Source organism: Variovorax sp. WDL1, from assembly GCF_001541225.1.
Classification (GTDB): domain Bacteria; phylum Pseudomonadota; class Gammaproteobacteria; order Burkholderiales; family Burkholderiaceae_C; genus Variovorax.
Genome location: NZ_LMTS01000027.1, coordinates 176,733 through 194,292, shown reverse-complemented (window position 1 = coordinate 194,292; position 17,560 = coordinate 176,733). Strand labels below are relative to the sequence as shown.

General features: G+C 66.3%; 26 protein-coding genes and 1 pseudogene. 24 read left to right on the top strand and 3 right to left on the bottom strand.

What is annotated here, in order from left to right:
- The first annotated feature begins 66 nt into the window (after nucleotides 1-66).
- The 14 genes from rpsJ to APY03_RS05975 all read left to right on the top strand — a co-directional run bounded on the left by rpsJ (nucleotide 67) and on the right by APY03_RS05975 (nucleotide 8,403).
- Complete coding sequence (gene rpsJ / locus APY03_RS06040) at nucleotides 67-381, top strand: 30S ribosomal protein S10 (RefSeq protein WP_068674876.1); 315 nt, start codon at nucleotides 67-69, stop codon at nucleotides 379-381.
- A gap of 131 nt (nucleotides 382-512) precedes the next feature.
- Entirely contained in the window at nucleotides 513-2,111 is a 1,599-nt protein-coding gene (locus tag APY03_RS06035) for a hypothetical protein (RefSeq protein WP_068674874.1), read from the top strand.
- A gap of 9 nt (nucleotides 2,112-2,120) precedes the next feature.
- Nucleotides 2,121-2,636 (top strand): hypothetical protein, encoded by a 516-nt coding sequence (locus tag APY03_RS06030; protein WP_083944185.1) that lies wholly within the window; start codon nucleotides 2,121-2,123, stop codon nucleotides 2,634-2,636.
- Nucleotides 2,637-2,815: 179 nt separating this feature from the next.
- A complete protein-coding gene (rplC, locus tag APY03_RS06025) occupies nucleotides 2,816-3,487 on the top strand; it encodes a 50S ribosomal protein L3 (RefSeq protein ID WP_068674873.1) in 672 nt (223 codons plus the stop codon).
- 12 nt (nucleotides 3,488-3,499) lie between these two features.
- The gene (rplD, locus tag APY03_RS06020) at nucleotides 3,500-4,120 is read left to right on the top strand and encodes a 50S ribosomal protein L4 (protein ID WP_068674872.1); all 621 of its coding nucleotides are present in this window, start codon (nucleotides 3,500-3,502) and stop codon (nucleotides 4,118-4,120) included.
- Between the two features lie 5 nt (nucleotides 4,121-4,125).
- On the top strand, nucleotides 4,126-4,452 hold the full coding sequence (gene rplW, locus APY03_RS06015; RefSeq protein WP_232081357.1) for a 50S ribosomal protein L23: 327 nt from the start codon (nucleotides 4,126-4,128) through the stop codon (nucleotides 4,450-4,452).
- A 2-nt stretch (nucleotides 4,453-4,454) separates the two neighbouring features.
- Nucleotides 4,455-5,279 carry a 50S ribosomal protein L2 gene (gene rplB / locus APY03_RS06010; protein ID WP_068674868.1) on the top strand — a complete coding sequence of 275 codons (825 nt, stop codon included), beginning with the start codon at nucleotides 4,455-4,457 and terminating at the stop codon, nucleotides 5,277-5,279.
- 11 nt (nucleotides 5,280-5,290) lie between these two features.
- Nucleotides 5,291-5,569 carry a 30S ribosomal protein S19 gene (gene rpsS / locus APY03_RS06005; RefSeq protein WP_062478874.1) on the top strand — a complete coding sequence of 93 codons (279 nt, stop codon included), beginning with the start codon at nucleotides 5,291-5,293 and terminating at the stop codon, nucleotides 5,567-5,569.
- Nucleotides 5,570-5,578: 9 nt separating this feature from the next.
- Nucleotides 5,579-5,911, top strand: a complete 333-nt coding sequence (rplV, locus tag APY03_RS06000) for a 50S ribosomal protein L22 (protein ID WP_019657678.1) — start codon at nucleotides 5,579-5,581, stop codon at nucleotides 5,909-5,911.
- Nucleotides 5,912-5,926: 15 nt separating this feature from the next.
- A complete protein-coding gene (gene rpsC / locus APY03_RS05995) occupies nucleotides 5,927-6,838 on the top strand; it encodes a 30S ribosomal protein S3 (protein WP_068674866.1) in 912 nt (303 codons plus the stop codon).
- 28 nt (nucleotides 6,839-6,866) lie between these two features.
- Entirely contained in the window at nucleotides 6,867-7,283 is a 417-nt protein-coding gene (gene rplP / locus APY03_RS05990; RefSeq protein ID WP_068674864.1) for a 50S ribosomal protein L16, read from the top strand.
- 57 nt (nucleotides 7,284-7,340) lie between these two features.
- Nucleotides 7,341-7,544 (top strand): 50S ribosomal protein L29, encoded by a 204-nt coding sequence (gene rpmC, locus APY03_RS05985; RefSeq protein ID WP_068674931.1) that lies wholly within the window; start codon nucleotides 7,341-7,343, stop codon nucleotides 7,542-7,544.
- Between the two features lie 9 nt (nucleotides 7,545-7,553).
- Complete coding sequence (gene rpsQ / locus APY03_RS05980) at nucleotides 7,554-7,823, top strand: 30S ribosomal protein S17 (RefSeq protein WP_068674862.1); 270 nt, start codon at nucleotides 7,554-7,556, stop codon at nucleotides 7,821-7,823.
- Nucleotides 7,824-7,896: 73 nt separating this feature from the next.
- Nucleotides 7,897-8,403 carry a peroxiredoxin gene (locus APY03_RS05975; RefSeq protein WP_068674860.1) on the top strand — a complete coding sequence of 169 codons (507 nt, stop codon included), beginning with the start codon at nucleotides 7,897-7,899 and terminating at the stop codon, nucleotides 8,401-8,403.
- Between the two features lie 12 nt (nucleotides 8,404-8,415).
- On the opposite strand, the gene APY03_RS05970 is transcribed toward APY03_RS05975, so the two are convergent.
- Both APY03_RS05970 and APY03_RS05965 read right to left on the bottom strand, forming a co-directional pair.
- A complete protein-coding gene (locus APY03_RS05970; RefSeq protein ID WP_068674857.1) occupies nucleotides 8,416-9,006 on the bottom strand; it encodes a GNAT family N-acetyltransferase in 591 nt (196 codons plus the stop codon).
- Entirely contained in the window at nucleotides 9,003-9,716 is a 714-nt protein-coding gene (locus APY03_RS05965; protein ID WP_068674855.1) for a cytochrome b/b6 domain-containing protein, read from the bottom strand. Before APY03_RS05965 ends, APY03_RS05970 begins: the two co-directional genes overlap by 4 nt.
- Before the next feature lie 157 nt (nucleotides 9,717-9,873).
- Here APY03_RS05965 and APY03_RS05960 point away from each other — a divergent pair, with 157 nt between their 5' ends.
- The gene (locus APY03_RS05960) at nucleotides 9,874-10,320 is read left to right on the top strand and encodes a c-type cytochrome (RefSeq protein ID WP_068674849.1); all 447 of its coding nucleotides are present in this window, start codon (nucleotides 9,874-9,876) and stop codon (nucleotides 10,318-10,320) included.
- A gap of 44 nt (nucleotides 10,321-10,364) precedes the next feature.
- Here APY03_RS05960 and APY03_RS05955 read toward each other — a convergent pair whose 3' ends face one another.
- A complete protein-coding gene (locus APY03_RS05955; RefSeq protein WP_068674847.1) occupies nucleotides 10,365-10,862 on the bottom strand; it encodes a TlpA disulfide reductase family protein in 498 nt (165 codons plus the stop codon).
- A 134-nt stretch (nucleotides 10,863-10,996) separates the two neighbouring features.
- Between APY03_RS05955 and APY03_RS05950 the strand changes: the two genes are divergently transcribed.
- From APY03_RS05950 to APY03_RS43320, 9 genes and pseudogenes are all read left to right on the top strand, one after another.
- Entirely contained in the window at nucleotides 10,997-11,518 is a 522-nt protein-coding gene (locus APY03_RS05950; RefSeq protein ID WP_232324165.1) for a hypothetical protein, read from the top strand.
- Between the two features lie 92 nt (nucleotides 11,519-11,610).
- Nucleotides 11,611-12,819, top strand: coding sequence for an MFS transporter (locus APY03_RS05945; protein WP_068674843.1), 1,209 nt, complete (start codon nucleotides 11,611-11,613; stop codon nucleotides 12,817-12,819).
- Nucleotides 12,816-13,271, top strand: a complete 456-nt coding sequence (locus APY03_RS05940) for a PTS sugar transporter subunit IIA (RefSeq protein WP_068674841.1) — start codon at nucleotides 12,816-12,818, stop codon at nucleotides 13,269-13,271. Before APY03_RS05945 ends, APY03_RS05940 begins: the two co-directional genes overlap by 4 nt.
- On the top strand, nucleotides 13,240-13,509 hold the full coding sequence (locus APY03_RS05935; protein WP_068674839.1) for an HPr family phosphocarrier protein: 270 nt from the start codon (nucleotides 13,240-13,242) through the stop codon (nucleotides 13,507-13,509). The genes APY03_RS05940 and APY03_RS05935 overlap by 32 nt, the downstream gene beginning before the upstream one ends.
- A complete protein-coding gene (gene ptsP, locus APY03_RS05930; protein WP_068674837.1) occupies nucleotides 13,506-15,317 on the top strand; it encodes a phosphoenolpyruvate--protein phosphotransferase in 1,812 nt (603 codons plus the stop codon). Before APY03_RS05935 ends, ptsP begins: the two co-directional genes overlap by 4 nt.
- Nucleotides 15,318-15,418: 101 nt before the next feature.
- Complete coding sequence (locus APY03_RS05925) at nucleotides 15,419-15,883, top strand: Spy/CpxP family protein refolding chaperone (RefSeq protein WP_068674835.1); 465 nt, start codon at nucleotides 15,419-15,421, stop codon at nucleotides 15,881-15,883.
- Nucleotides 15,876-16,361 carry a DUF4260 domain-containing protein gene (locus tag APY03_RS05920; protein ID WP_102905239.1) on the top strand — a complete coding sequence of 162 codons (486 nt, stop codon included), beginning with the start codon at nucleotides 15,876-15,878 and terminating at the stop codon, nucleotides 16,359-16,361. Before APY03_RS05925 ends, APY03_RS05920 begins: the two co-directional genes overlap by 8 nt.
- Before the next feature lie 115 nt (nucleotides 16,362-16,476).
- On the top strand, nucleotides 16,477-17,163 hold the full coding sequence (locus APY03_RS05915) for a response regulator transcription factor (protein ID WP_068674928.1): 687 nt from the start codon (nucleotides 16,477-16,479) through the stop codon (nucleotides 17,161-17,163).
- Nucleotides 17,160-17,560: pseudogene (locus tag APY03_RS43320) on the top strand (two-component sensor histidine kinase); the annotation flags it as partial. The gene APY03_RS05915 and the pseudogene APY03_RS43320, both read left to right, overlap by 4 nt.

Sequence of the window (17,560 nt, the reverse complement as noted above, 5' to 3'; positions counted from 1 at the left end):
CCGCACCGTGGGCTCTGGCGTGGTGGCGAAGATCCTGGACATCTGATCGAACGCAAAGGAATCACCATGGCTGCCAAGCAAAAAATCCGCATCCGCCTGAAGGCGTTCGACTACAAGCTGATCGACCAGTCGGCTGCCGAGATCGTGGACACCGCCAAGCGCACTGGTGCGATCGTCAAGGGCCCTGTGCCACTGCCGACTCGCATGAAGCGTTTCGACATTCTGCGTTCGCCGCACGTCAACAAGGCGAGCCGCGACCAGTTCGAGATCCGCACGCACCAGCGCCTGATGGACATCGTCGATCCGACCGACAAGACCGTGGACGCGCTGATGAAGCTCGATCTGCCGGCTGGCGTGGACGTCGAAATCAAGCTGCAGTAAAGCCCACTTCAGCCTTGTAGGACTAAGCTCGCCCGCGGAAACGCCGGCGGGCTTATTTTTTGACCCGTGAATGTGGCATCCTTCGGCAACGGCGATCGGCCGGGCATGGACGCTCTGGGGAGTGAGAGATCATGAAAACTTGGTTCCTGCGGAGCGTGGCGCTGCTTGCCCTGGCCGTGCTCGGAGCGTGCGGCGGCGGTGGCGGCGGTAGCGGCTTCTTCCCGATCGCGGGCGTGCCGGGCGCTACCACGGTGACGGTGGGCGGCAACCTGACTTTTGATTCGGTGCCCAACACCACCGGTGGGCTGAGCTATGGAGCCATGAGCCCCAAGCCGGTTCGCGGGGCGGTCGTCGAAATCCTCGATGGGAATGGGACTGTGCTGGCCAGCACAGTCGCCGATGGCAACGGCGCTTACTCGGTGTCCGTACCTGCCAACACCACCGCCAACGTACGAGTCAAGGCCCAACTGCTGCAGACCGGCTCAGGGGCAAGTTGGGACGTCAGCGTCCGCGACAACACCCAGAGCGAGGCGCTCTACTCGATGGAGAGCGGGAGTTTCTCGACTGGCAGTGCGGCGGTGACGCGCAACGTCCATGCGCCTTCGGGCTGGAGCGGCTCGACCTACGACTCGACCCGCGTCGCCGGGCCGTTTGCGGTGCTCGATACTGTCTACGCGACGCAGGCCAAGGTCCTCTCGGTCGCGCCGAGCACCATCTTCCCGCCTCTGCGCATCTTCTGGAGCGTCAACAATGTGCCGGCTTCGGGAAATCCGGCACTTGGCCAGATCGGAACGACCTTCTTCACCAGTTCGAGCTCGGCAGGCGCGGTCCGCGCCATCTATGTGCTCGGCAAGGAGAACGTCGATACTGATGAGTACGACAGCTCGGTGGTCGCGCACGAATGGGGGCACTACTACCAGTCGGCCTTCAGCCGTGACGATTCGCCCGGCGGTGGCCATTCTCTCAGCGAGCGCCTGGACCGCCGCCTGGCCTTTTCAGAGGGCTGGGGCAACGCTTGGTCTGGCATCGCCCTGGCGCGCAGCAACTACACCGATTCGGCTGGCGCCAACCAGGCCCTGGGGTCCAATCTCGATCTGACCACGGGGACCACGTCCAATCCGGGCTGGTTCCGCGAGGTCTCGGTCCAGTCTCTTCTCTGGAGCCTGAACAGTCAGGTTGGCTTCAAGCCGATTCATGATGCGCTCACCGCGCCTTCGTTCAAGAGCGGTGTGGCGGTAACCTCGATCCATCCCTTCTCCGTGGCATTCAATGCCGTCGCGCCGGGGAGCGCCGCTGCATTGAATTCGCTGCTGGCTGGCCAGAGCATCGCTGTCCCGAACGATCAGTTTGCTGACAACGAGACCAATGATGGCGGGCTCGGCACATTCGCCCTACCGATGTACAAGCCGGCTGCGTTGGGGGCCGGCACGCCGGCCTGCGTGACGAGAGAAGCCGATCCGACGCGTGCCGGCAACAAGCTGGGCAGCTATGCCTACCTGCGCTTCACCGCACCGGCGCAGCGCACGTACAGCGTCGCGGTGACTGGTGGGCCGGCTGCCTCGGATCCGGATTTCGTGGTCTATCAGGGCAGGCAAGCGGGCCAGGGACTGTCCACCGTCGGCGGCAGCGAAACAGGCTCTGTCAGCTTGGCCGCAGGCGAGGCCGTTCTGGTGGTCAACGACTTCAACAACTCGGCGGACAGCACCTGCTTCACCGTCACCATCAACTAGGAGCACAGCATGCGTGCATCTCGCAGCCTCGGAGCCATTGCCATGGCGGCGCTGGCCATGGGCGTGTCCTTGCAGGCCTGTGCGCACAACGCGAAGCCCGGGCATGCCTCTTCCACAGGAATGATCGCCACACCCGTGAAGCCCGGCGGTTCCGGCATCGCAGTCCAATACCGCATCGACGGCACGCCGCAGCCCGGCAGTCCCGTGGCTGTCGTGCTGGGGTTCGACGGCGTCAGCGATCCTGCTGGCGCAACGGTCAAGCTGGCGGCGGATGGAGGCCTGGCCATCGTCGGCTCGGTGGGGCCGCACATGCTGCCGGCCGGCCAAGCCTCGGCGTTGACCGTCCAGGTCGTTCCCGACGCCGATGGCACTGGCTATCTCCACGTGTTCACGACCCAGAATGGCGCAACCAGCGCGACCTCCATCACCGTCCAGGTCGGCAAGGCACCTTCCGCCATGCCCGCCAGCAGTGGACTGAAGCAGACGCCTGACGGGGACAAGATCCTCTCCATGCCGGTCAAGTGAGCTCGACCGGTCTCGAGCAGGTGCCTTGCGCTTCGAAACTCTTGGGGGCTATAATCTTTGGCTCTGCCCGATTTGCGCCTGCCTGGCGCTTTTAGGTGTAGAGCCTTATCAACCTTCTTCCGCATACCAAACGTTGTCGCCAATTGAAGTGGCAGCGGCGGGAGTCTTGGAGAAAAACCATGAGTCTGAGCAACTCCCTCGGGTTGCTGGGCCGCAAGGTGGGGATGATGCGTCTCTTCACCGATGACGGGGACGCTGTTCCCGTCACGGTGGTGGATGTGTCAAACAACCGCGTGACCCAGATCAAAACCCAAGAGACCGATGGCTATGTCGCGCTACAAGTGACATTCGGCTCGCGCAAGGCATCGCGCGTCACCAAGCCCGAAGCAGGCCATCTCGCCAAGGCTGGCGTCGAGGCCGGCGAAATCATCCAGGAATTCCGCGTCACCCCCGACGCGGCCGCCCAGCACAAGGCTGGCGGCGCGATTGCGGTGGGCAGCGTGTTCGCGGTAGGCCAGAAGGTCGACGTGCAGGGTACTTCGATCGGCAAGGGCTATGCCGGCACCATCAAGCGCCACAACATGTCCTCTCAGCGCGCTTCGCACGGCAATAGCCGTTCGCACAACGTGCCGGGTTCCATCGGCATGGCGCAGGACCCCGGCCGCGTGTTCCCGGGCAAGCGCATGACGGGTCATCTGGGCGACGTCACCGTGACGACCCAGAACCTGGACGTGATCCGTATCGACGAAGCGCGCCAGCTGCTTCTGATCAAGGGCGCGATTCCGGGTGCAAAGGGTGGCTTCGTCACCGTTCGTCCGGCCGTCAAGGCCAAGGCCACGCCGGCGGCCTAAGGAGCAAAAGCAATGCAACTCGAACTCCTGAACGAACAAGGCCAGGCTGCGTCCAAGTACGACGCGCCCGAGACCGTGTTCGGCCGTGACTACAACGAAGACCTGGTGCACCAGGTGGTGGTTGCCTACCAGGCCAATGCGCGCCAGGGAACCCGCGCTCAGAAGGACCGCGAGCAGGTCAAGCACTCCACCAAGAAGCCGTTCAAGCAAAAGGGAACGGGCCGCGCTCGCGCCGGCATGACCTCCTCTCCGCTCTGGCGCGGGGGTGGCCGCATCTTCCCGAACATGCCTGACGAGAACTTCTCGCAGAAGATCAACAAGAAGATGTACCGCGCCGGCATGGCGTCCATCTTCTCGCAGCTCGCACGAGAAGGCCGCGTGGCCGTGGTCGAATCGATCAAGGTCGATTCGCCCAAGACCAAGGCGCTGGCTGCCAAGTTCAAGGCGATGAATCTCGAGTCCGTGCTCGTGATCGCCGAAGAAGTCGACGAGAACCTGTACCTCGCCTCGCGCAACCTGGTGAACGTGCTCGTGGTCGAGCCGCGTTACGCCGATCCGGTGTCGCTGGTTCACTACAAGAAGGTGCTGGTCACCAAGGGTGCCGTCGACAAGCTCAAGGAGATGTTCGCATGAGCCGCATGAATCCTACGCCTCAGCAGCGTCAGTTCGACGAGGGTCGTCTGATGAACGTGCTCGTCGCGCCGGTAGTGTCCGAGAAGGCCACGATGGTCGGCGAGAAGTCGAATGCTGTCACTTTCAAGGTGTTGCAGGACGCCACCAAGCCCGAGATCAAGGCGGCCGTCGAACTGATGTTCAAGGTCGAAGTGAAGGGCGTGTCCGTGCTCAATACCAAGGGCAAGAGCAAGCGCTTTGGCAAGTCGGTAGGCCGCCGCGACAACGTCCGGAAGGCCTACGTGACGCTCAAGGCCGGTCAAGAGCTCAATCTGGTCGGGGAAGGCGCTTAATCATGGCCGTTATCAAGATGAAACCCACTTCACCGGGCCAGCGTGGCGCGGTGAAGGTCTCGCGGGACCACCTGTACAAGGGTGCTCCGCACGCTGCCCTGCTGGAACCCCAGTTCCAGAAGGCCGGCCGCAACAACAACGGCCACATCACGACCCGCCACAAGGGCGGCGGCCACAAGCACCACTACCGCGTGGTGGACTTCGTGCGCAACAAGGACGGCATCCCGGCCAAGGTCGAACGCATCGAGTACGACCCGAACCGCACCGCCCATATCGCGCTCGTGTGCTACGCCGACGGCGAGCGCCGCTACATCATCGCTCCGCGCGGCCTGGAAGCCGGCGCAACCCTGCTGAGCGGTGCGGAAGCGCCGATCCGCGCCGGGAACACGCTGCCGATCCGCAACATCCCCGTGGGTTCGACAATCCATTGCATCGAACTGCAGCCCGGCAAGGGCGCGCAGATCGCCCGCTCGGCCGGCACCTCGGCTACGCTGCTGGCCCGCGAAGGGGTCTACGCCCAGGTTCGCATGCGTTCGGGCGAAGTGCGCCGCGTGCACGTCGAGTGCCGCGCAACCATCGGTGAAGTCGCCAACGAAGAGCACAGCCTGCGCCAGCTTGGCAAGGCCGGTGTGAAGCGCTGGATGGGTATCCGCCCGACCGTTCGCGGGGTGGTGATGAACCCGGTCGACCACCCGCACGGCGGCGGCGAAGGCAAGACCGGTGAAGGCCGCCATCCTGTCGATCCGTGGGGCAACCTCACCAAGGGTTATCGCACCCGCAACAACAAGCGCACGCAGATCTACATCGTGTCGCGTCGCAAGAAGTAAGGGACAGCAAAATGACTCGCTCTCTCAAAAAAGGTCCCTTCGTCGACCACCACCTGGTAGCCAAGGCCGACAAGGCCGTGACGAACAAGGACAAGAAGCCGATCAAGACCTGGTCGCGCCGCTCGATGGTCCTGCCCGAGTTCATCGGCCTGACCATTGCCGTGCACAACGGCAAGCAGCATGTGCCTGTCTATATCACCGACCAAATGGTCGGCCACAAGCTCGGCGAATTTGCGCTCACGCGCACGTTCAAGGGGCACCCCGCGGACAAGAAAGTCCAGAAGAAGTAAGGAACGACCATGTCTGAAACACGTGCAGTCCTCCGCGGCGTCCGCCTTTCGGTCGACAAGGGCCGTCTGGTCGCCGATCTGATCCGCGGCAAGAAGGTCGATCAGGCGCTCAACATCCTGCAGTTCACGCAGAAGAAGGCCGCCGTGATCGTGAAGAAGGTGCTCGAGTCGGCCATCGCCAACGCCGAGCACAACGACGGTGCCGATATTGACGAACTGAAGGTCAAGACCATCTACGTCGAGCAGGGCGCCACGCTCAAGCGCTTCACCGCACGCGCCAAGGGCCGCGGCAATCGCATCAGCAAGCCCACGTGCCACGTGTACGTGACGGTGGGCAACTAACAGGCTGGAACACATATGGGACAGAAAATCCACCCGACCGGCTTCCGCCTTGCGGTCAGCCGTAACTGGTCCAGCCGCTGGTACGCGAGCAACCGCGACTTCGCGGGCATGCTGGCCGAAGACATCAAGGTGCGCGAGTACCTGAAGAAGAAGCTGAAGAATGCCTCTGTGTCGCGCGTCATGATCGAGCGCCCCGCCAAGAATGCTCGCATCACGATCTACTCGGCACGGCCGGGCGTCGTGATCGGCAAGAAGGGCGAGGACATCGAGAACCTGAAGCGCGAGCTCGGCAAGCAGCTGGGCGTTCCGGTCGCTGTAAACATCGAGGAAGTGCGCAAGCCCGAGATCGATGCACAGCTGATCGCCGACAGCATCACACAGCAGCTCGAAAAGCGGATCATGTTCCGCCGTGCCATGAAGCGCGCCATGCAGAACGCCATGCGTCTGGGCGCCCAGGGTATCAAGATCATGTCGGCTGGCCGCCTGAACGGCATCGAAATCGCCCGCACCGAGTGGTACCGTGAAGGCCGCGTGCCGCTGCACACGCTGCGCGCCGACATCGACTACGGCACCTCGGAGGCCAAGACCACGTACGGCGTCATCGGCGTCAAGGTCTGGGTCTACAAGGGTGACACGCTGGGCCGCAACGACCTTCCGACCGTCGAGACCCCGCGTCCCGAGGAAGAGCGCCGCCCGCGTGGCCCCCGCCGTGATGGCCGCCCCGGTGGCGACCGCCCGGGCTCTGACCGTCGCGGCCCCCGTGCTGGTGCCCGCGGGCCGATCGGCGGCAACGTCGCCCCGGCCGACGGGAGCGACAAGCCCGCAGAAGCTACCGGTGCTCAGCCGGGTGCAGACTCGAAACCCGCCGTTAAGCGCGTCCGCAAAGCCGCGCCCGCTGCAGCAGCGGACGGTGCCAAGAACGAGTGATCGTTCTTAGAACTACGGAGTAAGAAACATGCTGCAACCTGCACGCAGAAAGTTCCGCAAGGAACAAAAGGGCCGCAACACCGGCATCGCGACCCGCGGCAACGCGGTGTCCTTCGGTGACTTCGGCCTCAAGTCGATCGACCGTGGCCGCCTGACGGCACGCCAGATCGAAGCCGCCCGTCGCGCGATCTCGCGCCACGTCAAGCGGGGCGGTCGCATCTGGATTCGCGTGTTCCCCGACAAGCCGATCTCCACCAAGCCCGCCGAAGTGCGGATGGGTAACGGCAAGGGCAACCCCGAGTACTACGTGGCCGAAATCCAGCCCGGCAAGGTGATCTACGAGATTGTCGGCGTGCCCGAAGAGCTCGCCCGCGAAGCGTTCCGCCTGGCTGCCGCCAAGCTGCCGCTGCGCACCACCTTCGTCGCGCGCCAGCTCGGCGCCTGATCGAGGAGAACACTGATGGCAACACGTAAGAAGAAGGACACGGCGGCTTCGGCCAAGGTGTCGAAGGCCGCAGCGCTGCGCGACAAGGACGTCGCCGCACTGCAGACCGAGATCAAGGATCTGCAGAAGGCCCATTTCGGCCTGCGCATGCAGAAGGCTACTCAACAGCTGTCGAACACGGCCACGCTGCGCGTTACGCGTCGCGACATCGCGCGTGCCAAGACCATTCTTGCGCAGAAGCAGCAAGAATCCGCCAAGTAAGGAGTGACCATGACGGAAGCTAAAAAATCCCTCAAGCGCACCCTGATCGGCAAGGTGGTCAGCGACAAGCGTGAAAAGACCGTGACGGTGCTCGTCGAGCGCCGTGTGAAGCACCCGATCTACGACAAGATCGTGATCCGCTCGAGCAAGTACCACGCCCACGACGAAAAGGGCGAGTACAAGATGGGCGACCTGATCGAGATCACCGAGAGCCGGCCGATCTCCAAGTCGAAGAACTGGGTGGTGACCCGCTTGGTTGAGAAGGCTGTGCTGGTCTGATCGCAGCGGCGACGCAGTCAAGACAAAAGCGGCCCACAATGTGGGCCGTTTTTCTTTTTCAGGAGCACATTCCATGATCCAAGTCGGCGACACCCTTCCTTCCGCTACTCTGCAGGAGTATTCCGAGGTCGAAGGCGAAGGCTGCAGCATCGGACCCAACCCGGTCGACGTGAGCAAGGCCGCGGCAGGCAAGACGATCGCGATCTTCGGCCTGCCCGGCGCCTTCACGCCGACCTGCTCGGCCAAGCACGTGCCCGGGTATGTGCAGAACTACGACGCGCTCAAGGCCGCGGGCGTGGACGAGATCTGGTGTGTGAGCGTCAACGATGCCTTCGTGATGGGCGCTTGGGCGCGCGACCAGAAAACCGGCACCAAGGTGCGCATGCTGGCCGATGGCAGCGGCGTGTTCGCGAACGCGACCGGACTCACGCTGGATCTGACCGCGCGCGGCATGGGGGTGCGCAGCAACCGCTATTCGATGCTGGTGAAGGATGGCAAGGTCGCAGCGCTCAACGTCGAGGCGCCCGGCAAGTTCGAGGTCAGCGACGCCGAGACGCTGCTCAAACAGGCGCGCGGCTGAGCACCTCCGGACTCAGAGTTCCACCTTGAGGTAGTGCGCCCCGGCAATGGGGTTGTGGTAGTAGGGAGGAACCTCCACAAAGCCCAGGTCTTCGTAGAGGCCCCGGGCCGACTCCATGTCGTCCAGCGTGTCCAGCAGCACGCACGCGTAGCCTGCGCCGCGTGCCGCGTCCAGGATGGCCTCTGCCATCTGGCGGCCGAGTCCGAGGCCGCGGAAGACCGGGCGCACGTAGAGTCGTTTCATCTCGGCGGCGTTGGGGTAGTCGGCGGTGTCCAGTGGGCGCAGCGCGCAGCAGCCGGCTACGTAGGCCATGCCGCCCTGTGCTCGCCGGATCTTGGGTGCGTCGACCTGCCGAGAGGCCGCGCCGCCGCCTTCAGCGTCGATCAGGGCCAGCAGTAGCGCGCCGCGCGGCTCGGCGTAGTCGCCGGGCAGCGTGGCCAGCTCCTCGTCGAAATGCTGAAAGCACAGGTCGATGTCCAGCGAGGCCGCGTAGTCCCTGAAGATCGCACGCGTGGCCTCGAACTCATGCGGCTCGTCGGGCGTCACCAGAACGATGTCGGGCGTGCCTTCCAGCGGTAGCGGGCGGGAGATGGAAAAGCTCATGCACGAAGCGACGCGATCCACGCCGCGAAGGCGGCGCAGGCCGCGAACACCACCAGGGCCAAGAAGCGGGACGCGGCGTCGTCGCGGCTGGGCGCTGCGCTGCCGTCCGCGACCCGCTTGTCGCCGGAGATCATCGGCCGTACCAGCCGATGGCGCTTGACCGCCACATAGAAAAGCACCGCCAGCACGTGCAGGCCTACCAATGCAATCGCGATCCACTTGCCAAACGTGGTGTGCCAGGCCGTGGCGAGGTTCACCGTCGCGCCCGAGACGAAGCGAGTGAGGGGCCCCGAGGCCATGACCTCGTCGTCAGCCACCAGGCCGGTTGCCACCTGCAGCGCGAGGATTGCCAGCAGCGCGAAAACCGAGAGCGCGCCGAGCGGCGTGTGCCCGACGAGGTGGTCCGGGTGCGCGCGTCCGCGCAGGTAGTCCATGGTCGAGCCGGGCGAATAGGCGAAGGCGGCGAAGCGCGACCAGCGCCCACCGATGACGCCCCAGATCACCCGGAACAGCAGCAGCGAAAGCACCGCGTAGCCAACCCGGAAGTGCCACTCCATGACCCCCCCGAGGCCCGTCGCGAGCTGGCTGATCACCGCCGCCGCCAGCGCCCAGTGGAATACGCGCGTCGGCAGGTCCCACACACGGATAGGGGCCGCACTGGCGCCATCCGCGTTCGCGGGGCGCGTAGAGGGCTCAAGGGCGGGCGGCATCGAGGGGCAGCTGGGCGCGAAGCGGCGGAAGGCGCAGGTTAGCAAAGTCGGAGCCAGCGCGCCTACGGGTTGTCGCTATGCACGGCCCCTCGTCACACGCCCCTAAACTGGCTCGTGCCGCCACCTCGCGGCGCTGCCCCGACAAGAAGGAACCACGATGAATCGTCTTGCCTCGTTGACCCTTGCCGCGGCCGGTGCCGCGCTGTCCCTGCCCGCCATCGCCCAGTTCGCCAAGTCCGAAGACGCGGTCAAGTACCGCCAGAGCGCGATGTTCATCCAGAACCATCACATGAGCCGCCTGGGCGCCATGGCCAGCGGCCGTGCGCCCTATGACGCCGCGAGTGCCACGTCGAACGCCGAGGTGGTGGCGCAGATCTCGAAGCTGCCATGGATCGGCTTCGGCGCCGGCACGGAGGGCGGCAAGGCCAAGCCGGAGATCTGGAAAGAGCAGGCGAAGTTCAAGGAGCTCAGCGACAAGCTGGTGAGCGAGACCGACAAGCTCCTCGCTGCTTCGAAAGCCGGCAGCCTGGACGCATTCAAGGCCGCGGTCTCGGCCGTTGGCGAGACATGCAAGTCCTGCCACGACACCTTCCGCAGCAGATGAAGCAACAAAGGGTGCTTGTCGAATGACACCGCCCCGCCGCCGGACTAGCCTTCGGCGAGCAGCTTCTCGATCAGCCGGTGCAGTTCGGCGAAGTCGGGCTCGCCCACATAGCGCTTCACGATCTCGCCGCGCTTGTTGACGATGTAGGTGGTCGGCGTCAGCTTCACGTCGCCCCAGGCCTGGGCCACGGCGCCGGTGTTGTCGATCGCCACCTTGAAAGGCAGCTTGCGCGTCTGGGCGAAGTTCACGACGTAGCTGGGCGGGTCGTAGCTCATTGCCACGGCCAGGGTGTCGTAGCCACGGTCCTTGTACTTGTCGTAGGTGGCGATCACCTTGGGCATCTCGGCCACGCAGGTGACGCAGCTGGTGGCCCAGAAATTGACGAGGGTGACCTTGCCCTTCAGGTCCTCCGTGCTCTTCTTGCTGCCGTCGAGCAGCACGAAGGTCGATGCCGGCGCCGCCGAGACACCCGTATTCAGGTACACGCCGACGCCGGCAATCAGGGCGATCGCGACAGCGGCGGCGGGGGCGAACTTGTTCATGGGCACAGGATGGACGAGCGGGTGCGATTTTAGTTCCGACGGCGGTCCCGCGTCGGCGCGAGGGCACCTTGGGTAGCCGCCTGGCAGGCGGCTGGATAATCAGCCTCCCGATGCCCTTACCGCCCCGTTCCCGATTGGCGCCCCTTGTCCTTCTCGCCGCTGCCCTCGGCGCCTGCAACCCGGTCTTCAACTGGCGCGAGGTCCCGATCGCGGATGACGGCCTGGTCGCGCTCCTGCCTTGCAAGCCAGATCGCGCGACCCGCAACCTGCCGCTGGGCAGCGGCAGCGAATCGATTGCCGTGGACATGACCGGTTGCGAGGCCGGCGGCGCCACCTTCGCGGTGGCCCATGCCACGGCCGAGGACGCGGCCCAGGCCGAAAGCTGGATGCGCACCTGGCGCAGCGCCACCCGCAACCAACTGGCCGGGGCGACGATCGCTGAAGCCCCTGCCACGCTGCCTCGGGCGGCAACCTCTCCGGCGCCCGTGCGCCTCGAAGTCCGGCAACAGGGCGCCGGAGACCCCGCGCCCGCCCAGATGCTCTGGTTCGCCCAGCAACGGAGCGGGAAGATGGCGCTCTACCAGGCGACCGTGCTGGGCCGCCCTGCGTCGGCCGACGCGTCCGCGGCCTTTTTCGAGGGGCTGCGGCTTCCATGAGCCGCACGGCCGCTCCGAAGGCGAATAGCACCGCAGCCGAAGGCGGAGGTACTCCAGGGAGCACCCTCCTCCTGGGGCGCCGCCGCGCTGCCATGGTCTTCCTGGCCTTCGCCTTCGCCTACTTCCTTTCCACGCTGATCCGCGCCATCACCGCCACGCTGTCACCCACGCTGACGGCGGATTTCCAGCTGCATGCGCGCGACCTCGGCCTGCTGGCCGGCGGCTATTTCCTGGGCTTCGCCTTCACCCAGCTACCCATGGGGACTTGGCTCGACCGCCACGGCCCCAAGCGTGTCATCGTCTGCTTCCTGTCGGTGGCCGTCGCCGGCTGCCTGCTGTTCTCGGCCGCGACGCAGTTCTGGGTATTGATGGCCGCGCGCGTGCTCACCGGCGTGGGCGTCAGCGCCTGCCTCATGGCGCCGCTGACCGCTTACAGGCGCTGGTTCGACCCCGCCCTGCAGCTGCGTGCCAACTCCTGGATGCTGATGGTCGGATCGCTGGGCCTGGTCGGCGCCCCCCTGCCAGTGCACTGGCTGATGCCGCTGTGGGGCTGGCGGCCGCTGTTCTGGCTGGTTGCGGCCGGGCTGCTGGGGGCCATGCTCTTGATTGCCTGGACGGCGCCAGCTTGGCGCCAAGCCGGCAGCGAGCCCCCGGGGGCGACCCAGGACGGCGGTTATGCAGCCGTGTGGCGCGACCCCTTCTTCCGCAAGCTCGCCCCGATTGGCTTCTTCAACTACGGCGGCTTCGTCGCCATGCTGACGCTGTGGGTCGTTCCCTGGCTCACGCAGGTGGCCGGTTACTCGCCGGGCGAGGCGGCCGATGCTCTGTTCCAGATCAGTATCGCGATGCTGACGGCCTACTGGCTGTGGGGCGTCGCCAATCCCTGGTTCGCGCGCCGCGGCATCGCCGCCGACCAGTTGATCGCCTGGGGCCTTCCGCTCAGCATGCTGGCGCTGGGCGCCATCGTGGTGCTCGGCCCGGCCGCGGGCACCCTGGCGTGGATGGCCTTCCTCTGCAGCTCCACCGTCGTCGCCGTGGCCCAGCCGGCCGTTGCGATGGCGCTGCCGCCGGCAGTGGCCGGCCGGGCGCTGTCGGCGTACAACCTGGTGGTGTTTCTGGGTGTTTTCGTGATCCAGTGGTGCTGCGGCCTGCTGATCGACCTGCTCGGGCGGGCCGGCTTCGATGCGCCGGGCGCCTTCCGGGGCGCTCTGGGACTGTTCCTGGGATGCTGCTTGTTATCTTATTTCTACTTCCTTTGGGCGCCCCCGCATAATCGACGAACCCGCCTTCGACCCGCATGAACAGCATTTTCATCATTGCCCATTCGCCGCTTGCCCAGGCGTTGCGGCAGTGCGCGCTGCATGTGTTCCCTGACAGCGAACCCTCGATCGCGGCGCTCGACGTGCTGCCCAACGTGTCGCCCGACGAAACCCTGGCGGCGGCGCGCATCACCCTGGCCCAGCTGGAACGCACGCCCCGCTCGCAGGTGCTGGTGCTGGCCGACGTGTTCGGTGCCACCCCATGCAACGTGGCGCAAAAGCTTGTCGACGGCGTGCGCTCGCGCCTGGTGGCCGGTGTCAATCTGCCGATGCTGCTGCGTGCCGTAAGCTACCGCAACGAGCCGCTCGAGACGCTGGTGCAGCGTGCGCTCACCGGTGGCACCGCGGGGGTGATGCAGGTGGCTGTGGCGGCTCCCCAGAATCAGGCAAGAAGAAAGCACAGTGATAAAGACATCCGTGACCATCAGCAATAAGCTGGGTCTGCACGCGCGGGCCTCGGCCAAACTCACCAAGCTCGCGGGCAGCTATCCATGCGAGGTCTGGCTCGCACGCGGCGACCGCCGGGTGAATGCCAAGAGCATCATGGGCGTGATGATGCTGGCCGCGGGCATCGGGGTGACGGTGGAGATCGAGACCGACGGCGAGCGGGAGCAGGAAGCGATGGATGCCATCGTCGCATTGATGAACGACAAGTTCGGAGAAGGCGAATGACTTTTGCCGTCCATGGGCTGCCCGTGGCCCGTGGCATTGCGATCGGACGCGCCGTGCTCGTGGTCTCGAGCCGCCTCGACGTCGCCCACTACTTCATCAAGCCGGAAGAGGTCGAAACGGAGATCGACCGCGTGCGCATCGCGCGCAACGCGGTCGCCGAGGAACTGCAGAAGCTGCAGGCCAGCGTGGCACTGATGGGCCCCAACGACGCGCCGCATGAGCTCGCCGCGCTGCTGGAGGTGCACCTGATGCTGCTGCAGGACGAGGTGCTGACCGGCGGCGTCAAGCACTGGATCGTCGAGCGTCTCTACAACGCCGAGTGGGCGCTGACCACCCAGCTGGAGGTCGTCGCGCGCCAGTTCGACGAGATGGAGGACGAGTATTTGCGCGAGCGCAAGGCCGACCTCGAGCAGGTGGTCGAGCGCCTGCTGCACCGCATGAAGGGCACGGCCGCGGTGCTGGCGCCCACGCCGCCGCGGCGCAAGCGCACCGCCGACGACGAGGACAGCGACCCCACAGCCCGCGACGCCATCGACGCCCCCCTGGTGCTGATCGCCCACGACCTCTCGCCGGCCGACATGCTGCAGTTCAAGAAAAGCGTGTTCGCCGGCTTCGTCACCGATGTCGGCGGGCGCACCTCGCACACCGCGATCGTCGCGCGCAGCATGGACATCCCGGCCGTGGTCGGCGCGCGCAGCGCCAGCCAGCTGGTGCGGCAGGACGACTGGGTCATCATCGACGGCGATGCCGGCGTGGTGATCGTCGATCCCTCTCCCATCATCCTGGCCGAATACGGCTTCAAGCAGCGCCAGGGCGACCTTGAACGCGGCCGGCTGGCACGCCTGCGCCACAAGCCGGCCGTCACGCTCGATGGCCAGAAGGTCGACCTGCTGGCCAACATCGAGATGCCCGAGGACACGCTGGGCGCCGTCAAGGCCGGTGCCGTCGGCGTCGGCCTGTTCCGCAGCGAATTCCTCTTCATGGGCCGCGAGGCCCAGCGCCTGACCCGCCTGCCCGACGAGGAAGAGCAGTACCAGGCCTACCGGCGCGCCATCGAGGGCATGCAGGGCATGCCGGTCACCATCCGCACCATCGACGTCGGCGCCGACAAGCCGCTCGATGGCAAGATGGTGCGAGACGACGAGTCCCACCTCAACCCGGCCCTTGGCTTGCGCGCGATCCGCTGGAGCCTGGCCGACCCCGCGATGTTCCTGACCCAGATCCGCGCCATCCTGCGCGCGGCTGCGCATGGCGAGATCCTGCTGCTGATCCCCATGCTCGCGCACATCAGCGAGATTCGCCAGACGCTGGCGCTGATCGATTTCGCACGCGCCGAGCTCGACAACCGCGGCATGGTGCACGGCAAGGTCAAGTTGGGCGCGATGATCGAGGTGCCGGCCGCTGCGCTCACGCTCAAGATCTTCCTCAAGCATTTCGACTTCCTGTCGATCGGCACCAACGACCTGATCCAGTACACCCTGGCCATCGACCGCGCCGATGAGTCTGTGGCCCATCTCTACGACCCAGCCCATCCAGCCGTGCTGCGCCTGGTGGCCGAGACCATCGCCGAGTGCCGGCGCCAGGGCAAGGGCGTGAGCGTTTGCGGCGAGATGGCGGGCGACGTCGCCTTCACGCGCCTGTTGCTGGGCATGGGCCTGCGCAGCTTCTCGATGCACCCCTCCCAGATCCTCGCCGTCAAGCAGGAAGTGCTTCGCGCGGACACGAGCAAGCTGCAGGCGTGGACGCAGCAGGTGCTCGAGGCCGACGATCCGGCCAGCCTGATGACGCCCGCGGCCGCGCCGCAATAAAACGAAACACGCCGAAACGGCCGCGAAAGGACTTTGCGGCCACCGGATCGCACCATCGAGTCTCCCTGATCGATCCCGATCGCACTGGAAGGAAGACTCTCATGAAACCCTGGTTCAAACGCTCTCTCTTCGGCTTTGCCGGCGCGGCGCTGGTTGCCGGCAGCCTCGCCGGCTGCTCCGGTCATCGCCACGGCTGGGGCGGCAGCTCCGAGCAGGACCGCGCCGAATTCCGCGCCCGCATGGTCGAGCGCGTAGGCAGCAGGCTGGAGCTCGATGCCACGCAGAAGCAGAAGCTCGATGTGCTCGCCGAGAAAATCCAGGCCCAGCGCCAGGCGCTGCGCGGCGGCGGCGATCCGCGCGCGGAATTCCGCGCCCTGTTCGCCGGGGCCAAGCTCGACCAGGAGCGCGCGAAGAAGCTGGTCGCGGACAAGACCGCCGCCATCCAATCCGGCAGCCCCGAAGTGATTGCGGCAGCAGCTGACTTCTTCGACAACCTGAATCCGACGCAGCAGCAGAAGGTGCGCGAGTTCATGGAGCGTGGCCGCCGCTGGGGCCACCGTGGCTGATCTTTCCGCACCGCGGCTTCCTGCTGCGAGGGTGGCGAACCCGCCGTGGGCGCGGGCGGTGCCGGGCACCGGGGAAGCCGCGCCCGGCGCCGCGCCCGGCGCCGCGCAGGGCGGCGTGCGCATCCTGCTTCGGCTCGAAGGCCTGGTCGTGCTCGCAGCGGCCGTGGCCGCCTACTTGCACCTGGGCGCAAGCTGGGGCGCCTTCGCCATGCTGTTCCTGCTGCCCGACCTGAGCTTCCTCGGCTACCTGGCCGGGCCGCGGGTCGGTGCCGTTGCCTACAACGCGGCGCACTCGTACATCGGCCCGGTCGCCTTGCTGGGACTGGGCCTGGTCGGTGACATTCCGGCCGCCCTGGCGCTCGGGCTGATCTGGAGCGCGCACATCGGCCTGGACCACGCCTTGGGCTACGGCCTCAAGTACGGGAGCGAGTTCGGTGTCACCCACCTCGGCCGCGTCGGCCCCACCGACCCATGGTGAGCACCGCGCTGCATGATGGATTCCGCCGGCCGTCCCCAGAGCTGGTCCTTGCGCTGCGATGGCGGCCGGCCTGATCACCGGCCTGCTGTTCGCCGGTAGGCACAATCGCCATCGCATGCCCCGCATCCTGCTGATCGACGACGACGAGCACCTGGCCGCGCCGCTGGCGAGCTACTTCGCGCGCTTCGACTGCGTGCTGGAGAGCGCGCAGCGGCCCAGCGAGGGCCTGGCCAAGCTGCGGTCCCACGCCTACGACTGCGCCATCCTCGACGTCATGCTGCCCGAGATGGACGGTTTCGCCCTATGCCGTGAGATCCGCAAGGAGAGCGACATCCCGATCGTGATGCTGACCGCCCGGGGCGACGTCATGGACCGGGTGGTCGGCCTCGAGCTCGGCGCCGACGACTACCTGCCCAAGCCCTTCGAGCCGCGCGAACTGGTGGCGCGGGTGCAGACCATCTTGCGCCGCCAGCGCGCCGTCCCCGCCGCGGCGCCCGCGCAGCGCAGGGTCTTCGAGGGCTTGTCCATCGACCTCGACCGGCGCGAGGTGCTGCGCCAAGGCGAGCGCGTGGAGCTGACCGGCACCGAGTTCGAGTTGCTCGCCCTCCTGGCCGATCCGCCCGGCAAGGTCTGGAGCCGCGACGACATCCTGAACCGGCTGCGCGGCCACGAAGCCGAGCTCTACACCCGGGCCGTCGACATCGTGGTGAGCCGCCTGCGCAAGAAGCTGGAGCCGCTGGACTGCATCAAGACCCTGCGCAACGCCGGCTACATGCTCGCGGTCGGCAAGAGCGATCCGTGAACCGGCGCCAGCATTCACCACGGCACTGGCGAAGCCGCTGGCGGCATTCGCTGCGCCTGCGGCTGATCACCGTCTTCGTGCTGCTCGCCATGGCGATGGCGGCGGTGTTCCTGGGGGGCATGCAGCGCGCCTTCTCCAACGGCTGGCGCGAGGCCGCGCAGCCGCTGGTCGGCGACTACATGGACCGGCTGGTGGCCGAGCTCGGCGCGCCGCCCGACGTGGCGCGCGCCGAGGCCCTGGTCACGCGGCTGCCGATTTCGATCCGCATCGAGGGCCCGGCGGTCAACTGGGACTCGCATCCGCAGCGCCGCTGGCGCAACTTCGGCGCTGGCCGAGGCGACTGGCTCACGCGCAGCACCGCCGACGGCCATCGCATCAGCTTCGGGCTGGGCACGCT

Bases quoted from the DNA above. Each gene is read 5' to 3' on its own strand.
- rpsJ (WP_068674876.1), top strand. From the start codon at position 67: ATGGCTGCCAAGCAAAAAATCCGCATCCGCCTGAAGGCGTTCGACTAC.
- APY03_RS06035 (WP_068674874.1), top strand. From the start codon at position 513: ATGAAAACTTGGTTCCTGCGGAGCGTGGCGCTGCTTGCCCTGGCCGTG.
- APY03_RS06030 (WP_083944185.1), top strand. From the start codon at position 2,121: ATGCGTGCATCTCGCAGCCTCGGAGCCATTGCCATGGCGGCGCTGGCC.
- rplC (WP_068674873.1), top strand. From the start codon at position 2,816: ATGAGTCTGAGCAACTCCCTCGGGTTGCTGGGCCGCAAGGTGGGGATG.
- rplD (WP_068674872.1), top strand. From the start codon at position 3,500: ATGCAACTCGAACTCCTGAACGAACAAGGCCAGGCTGCGTCCAAGTAC.
- rplW (WP_232081357.1), top strand. From the start codon at position 4,126: ATGAATCCTACGCCTCAGCAGCGTCAGTTCGACGAGGGTCGTCTGATG.
- rplB (WP_068674868.1), top strand. From the start codon at position 4,455: ATGGCCGTTATCAAGATGAAACCCACTTCACCGGGCCAGCGTGGCGCG.
- rpsS (WP_062478874.1), top strand. From the start codon at position 5,291: ATGACTCGCTCTCTCAAAAAAGGTCCCTTCGTCGACCACCACCTGGTA.
- rplV (WP_019657678.1), top strand. From the start codon at position 5,579: ATGTCTGAAACACGTGCAGTCCTCCGCGGCGTCCGCCTTTCGGTCGAC.
- rpsC (WP_068674866.1), top strand. From the start codon at position 5,927: ATGGGACAGAAAATCCACCCGACCGGCTTCCGCCTTGCGGTCAGCCGT.
- rplP (WP_068674864.1), top strand. From the start codon at position 6,867: ATGCTGCAACCTGCACGCAGAAAGTTCCGCAAGGAACAAAAGGGCCGC.
- rpsQ (WP_068674862.1), top strand. From the start codon at position 7,554: ATGACGGAAGCTAAAAAATCCCTCAAGCGCACCCTGATCGGCAAGGTG.
- APY03_RS05975 (WP_068674860.1), top strand. From the start codon at position 7,897: ATGATCCAAGTCGGCGACACCCTTCCTTCCGCTACTCTGCAGGAGTAT.
- APY03_RS05970 (WP_068674857.1), bottom strand. From the start codon at position 9,006: ATGAGCTTTTCCATCTCCCGCCCGCTACCGCTGGAAGGCACGCCCGAC.
- APY03_RS05965 (WP_068674855.1), bottom strand. From the start codon at position 9,716: ATGCCGCCCGCCCTTGAGCCCTCTACGCGCCCCGCGAACGCGGATGGC.
- APY03_RS05960 (WP_068674849.1), top strand. From the start codon at position 9,874: ATGAATCGTCTTGCCTCGTTGACCCTTGCCGCGGCCGGTGCCGCGCTG.
- APY03_RS05955 (WP_068674847.1), bottom strand. From the start codon at position 10,862: ATGAACAAGTTCGCCCCCGCCGCCGCTGTCGCGATCGCCCTGATTGCC.
- APY03_RS05945 (WP_068674843.1), top strand. From the start codon at position 11,611: ATGGTCTTCCTGGCCTTCGCCTTCGCCTACTTCCTTTCCACGCTGATC.
- APY03_RS05940 (WP_068674841.1), top strand. From the start codon at position 12,816: ATGAACAGCATTTTCATCATTGCCCATTCGCCGCTTGCCCAGGCGTTG.
- ptsP (WP_068674837.1), top strand. From the start codon at position 13,506: ATGACTTTTGCCGTCCATGGGCTGCCCGTGGCCCGTGGCATTGCGATC.
- APY03_RS05925 (WP_068674835.1), top strand. From the start codon at position 15,419: ATGAAACCCTGGTTCAAACGCTCTCTCTTCGGCTTTGCCGGCGCGGCG.
- APY03_RS05915 (WP_068674928.1), top strand. From the start codon at position 16,477: ATGCCCCGCATCCTGCTGATCGACGACGACGAGCACCTGGCCGCGCCG.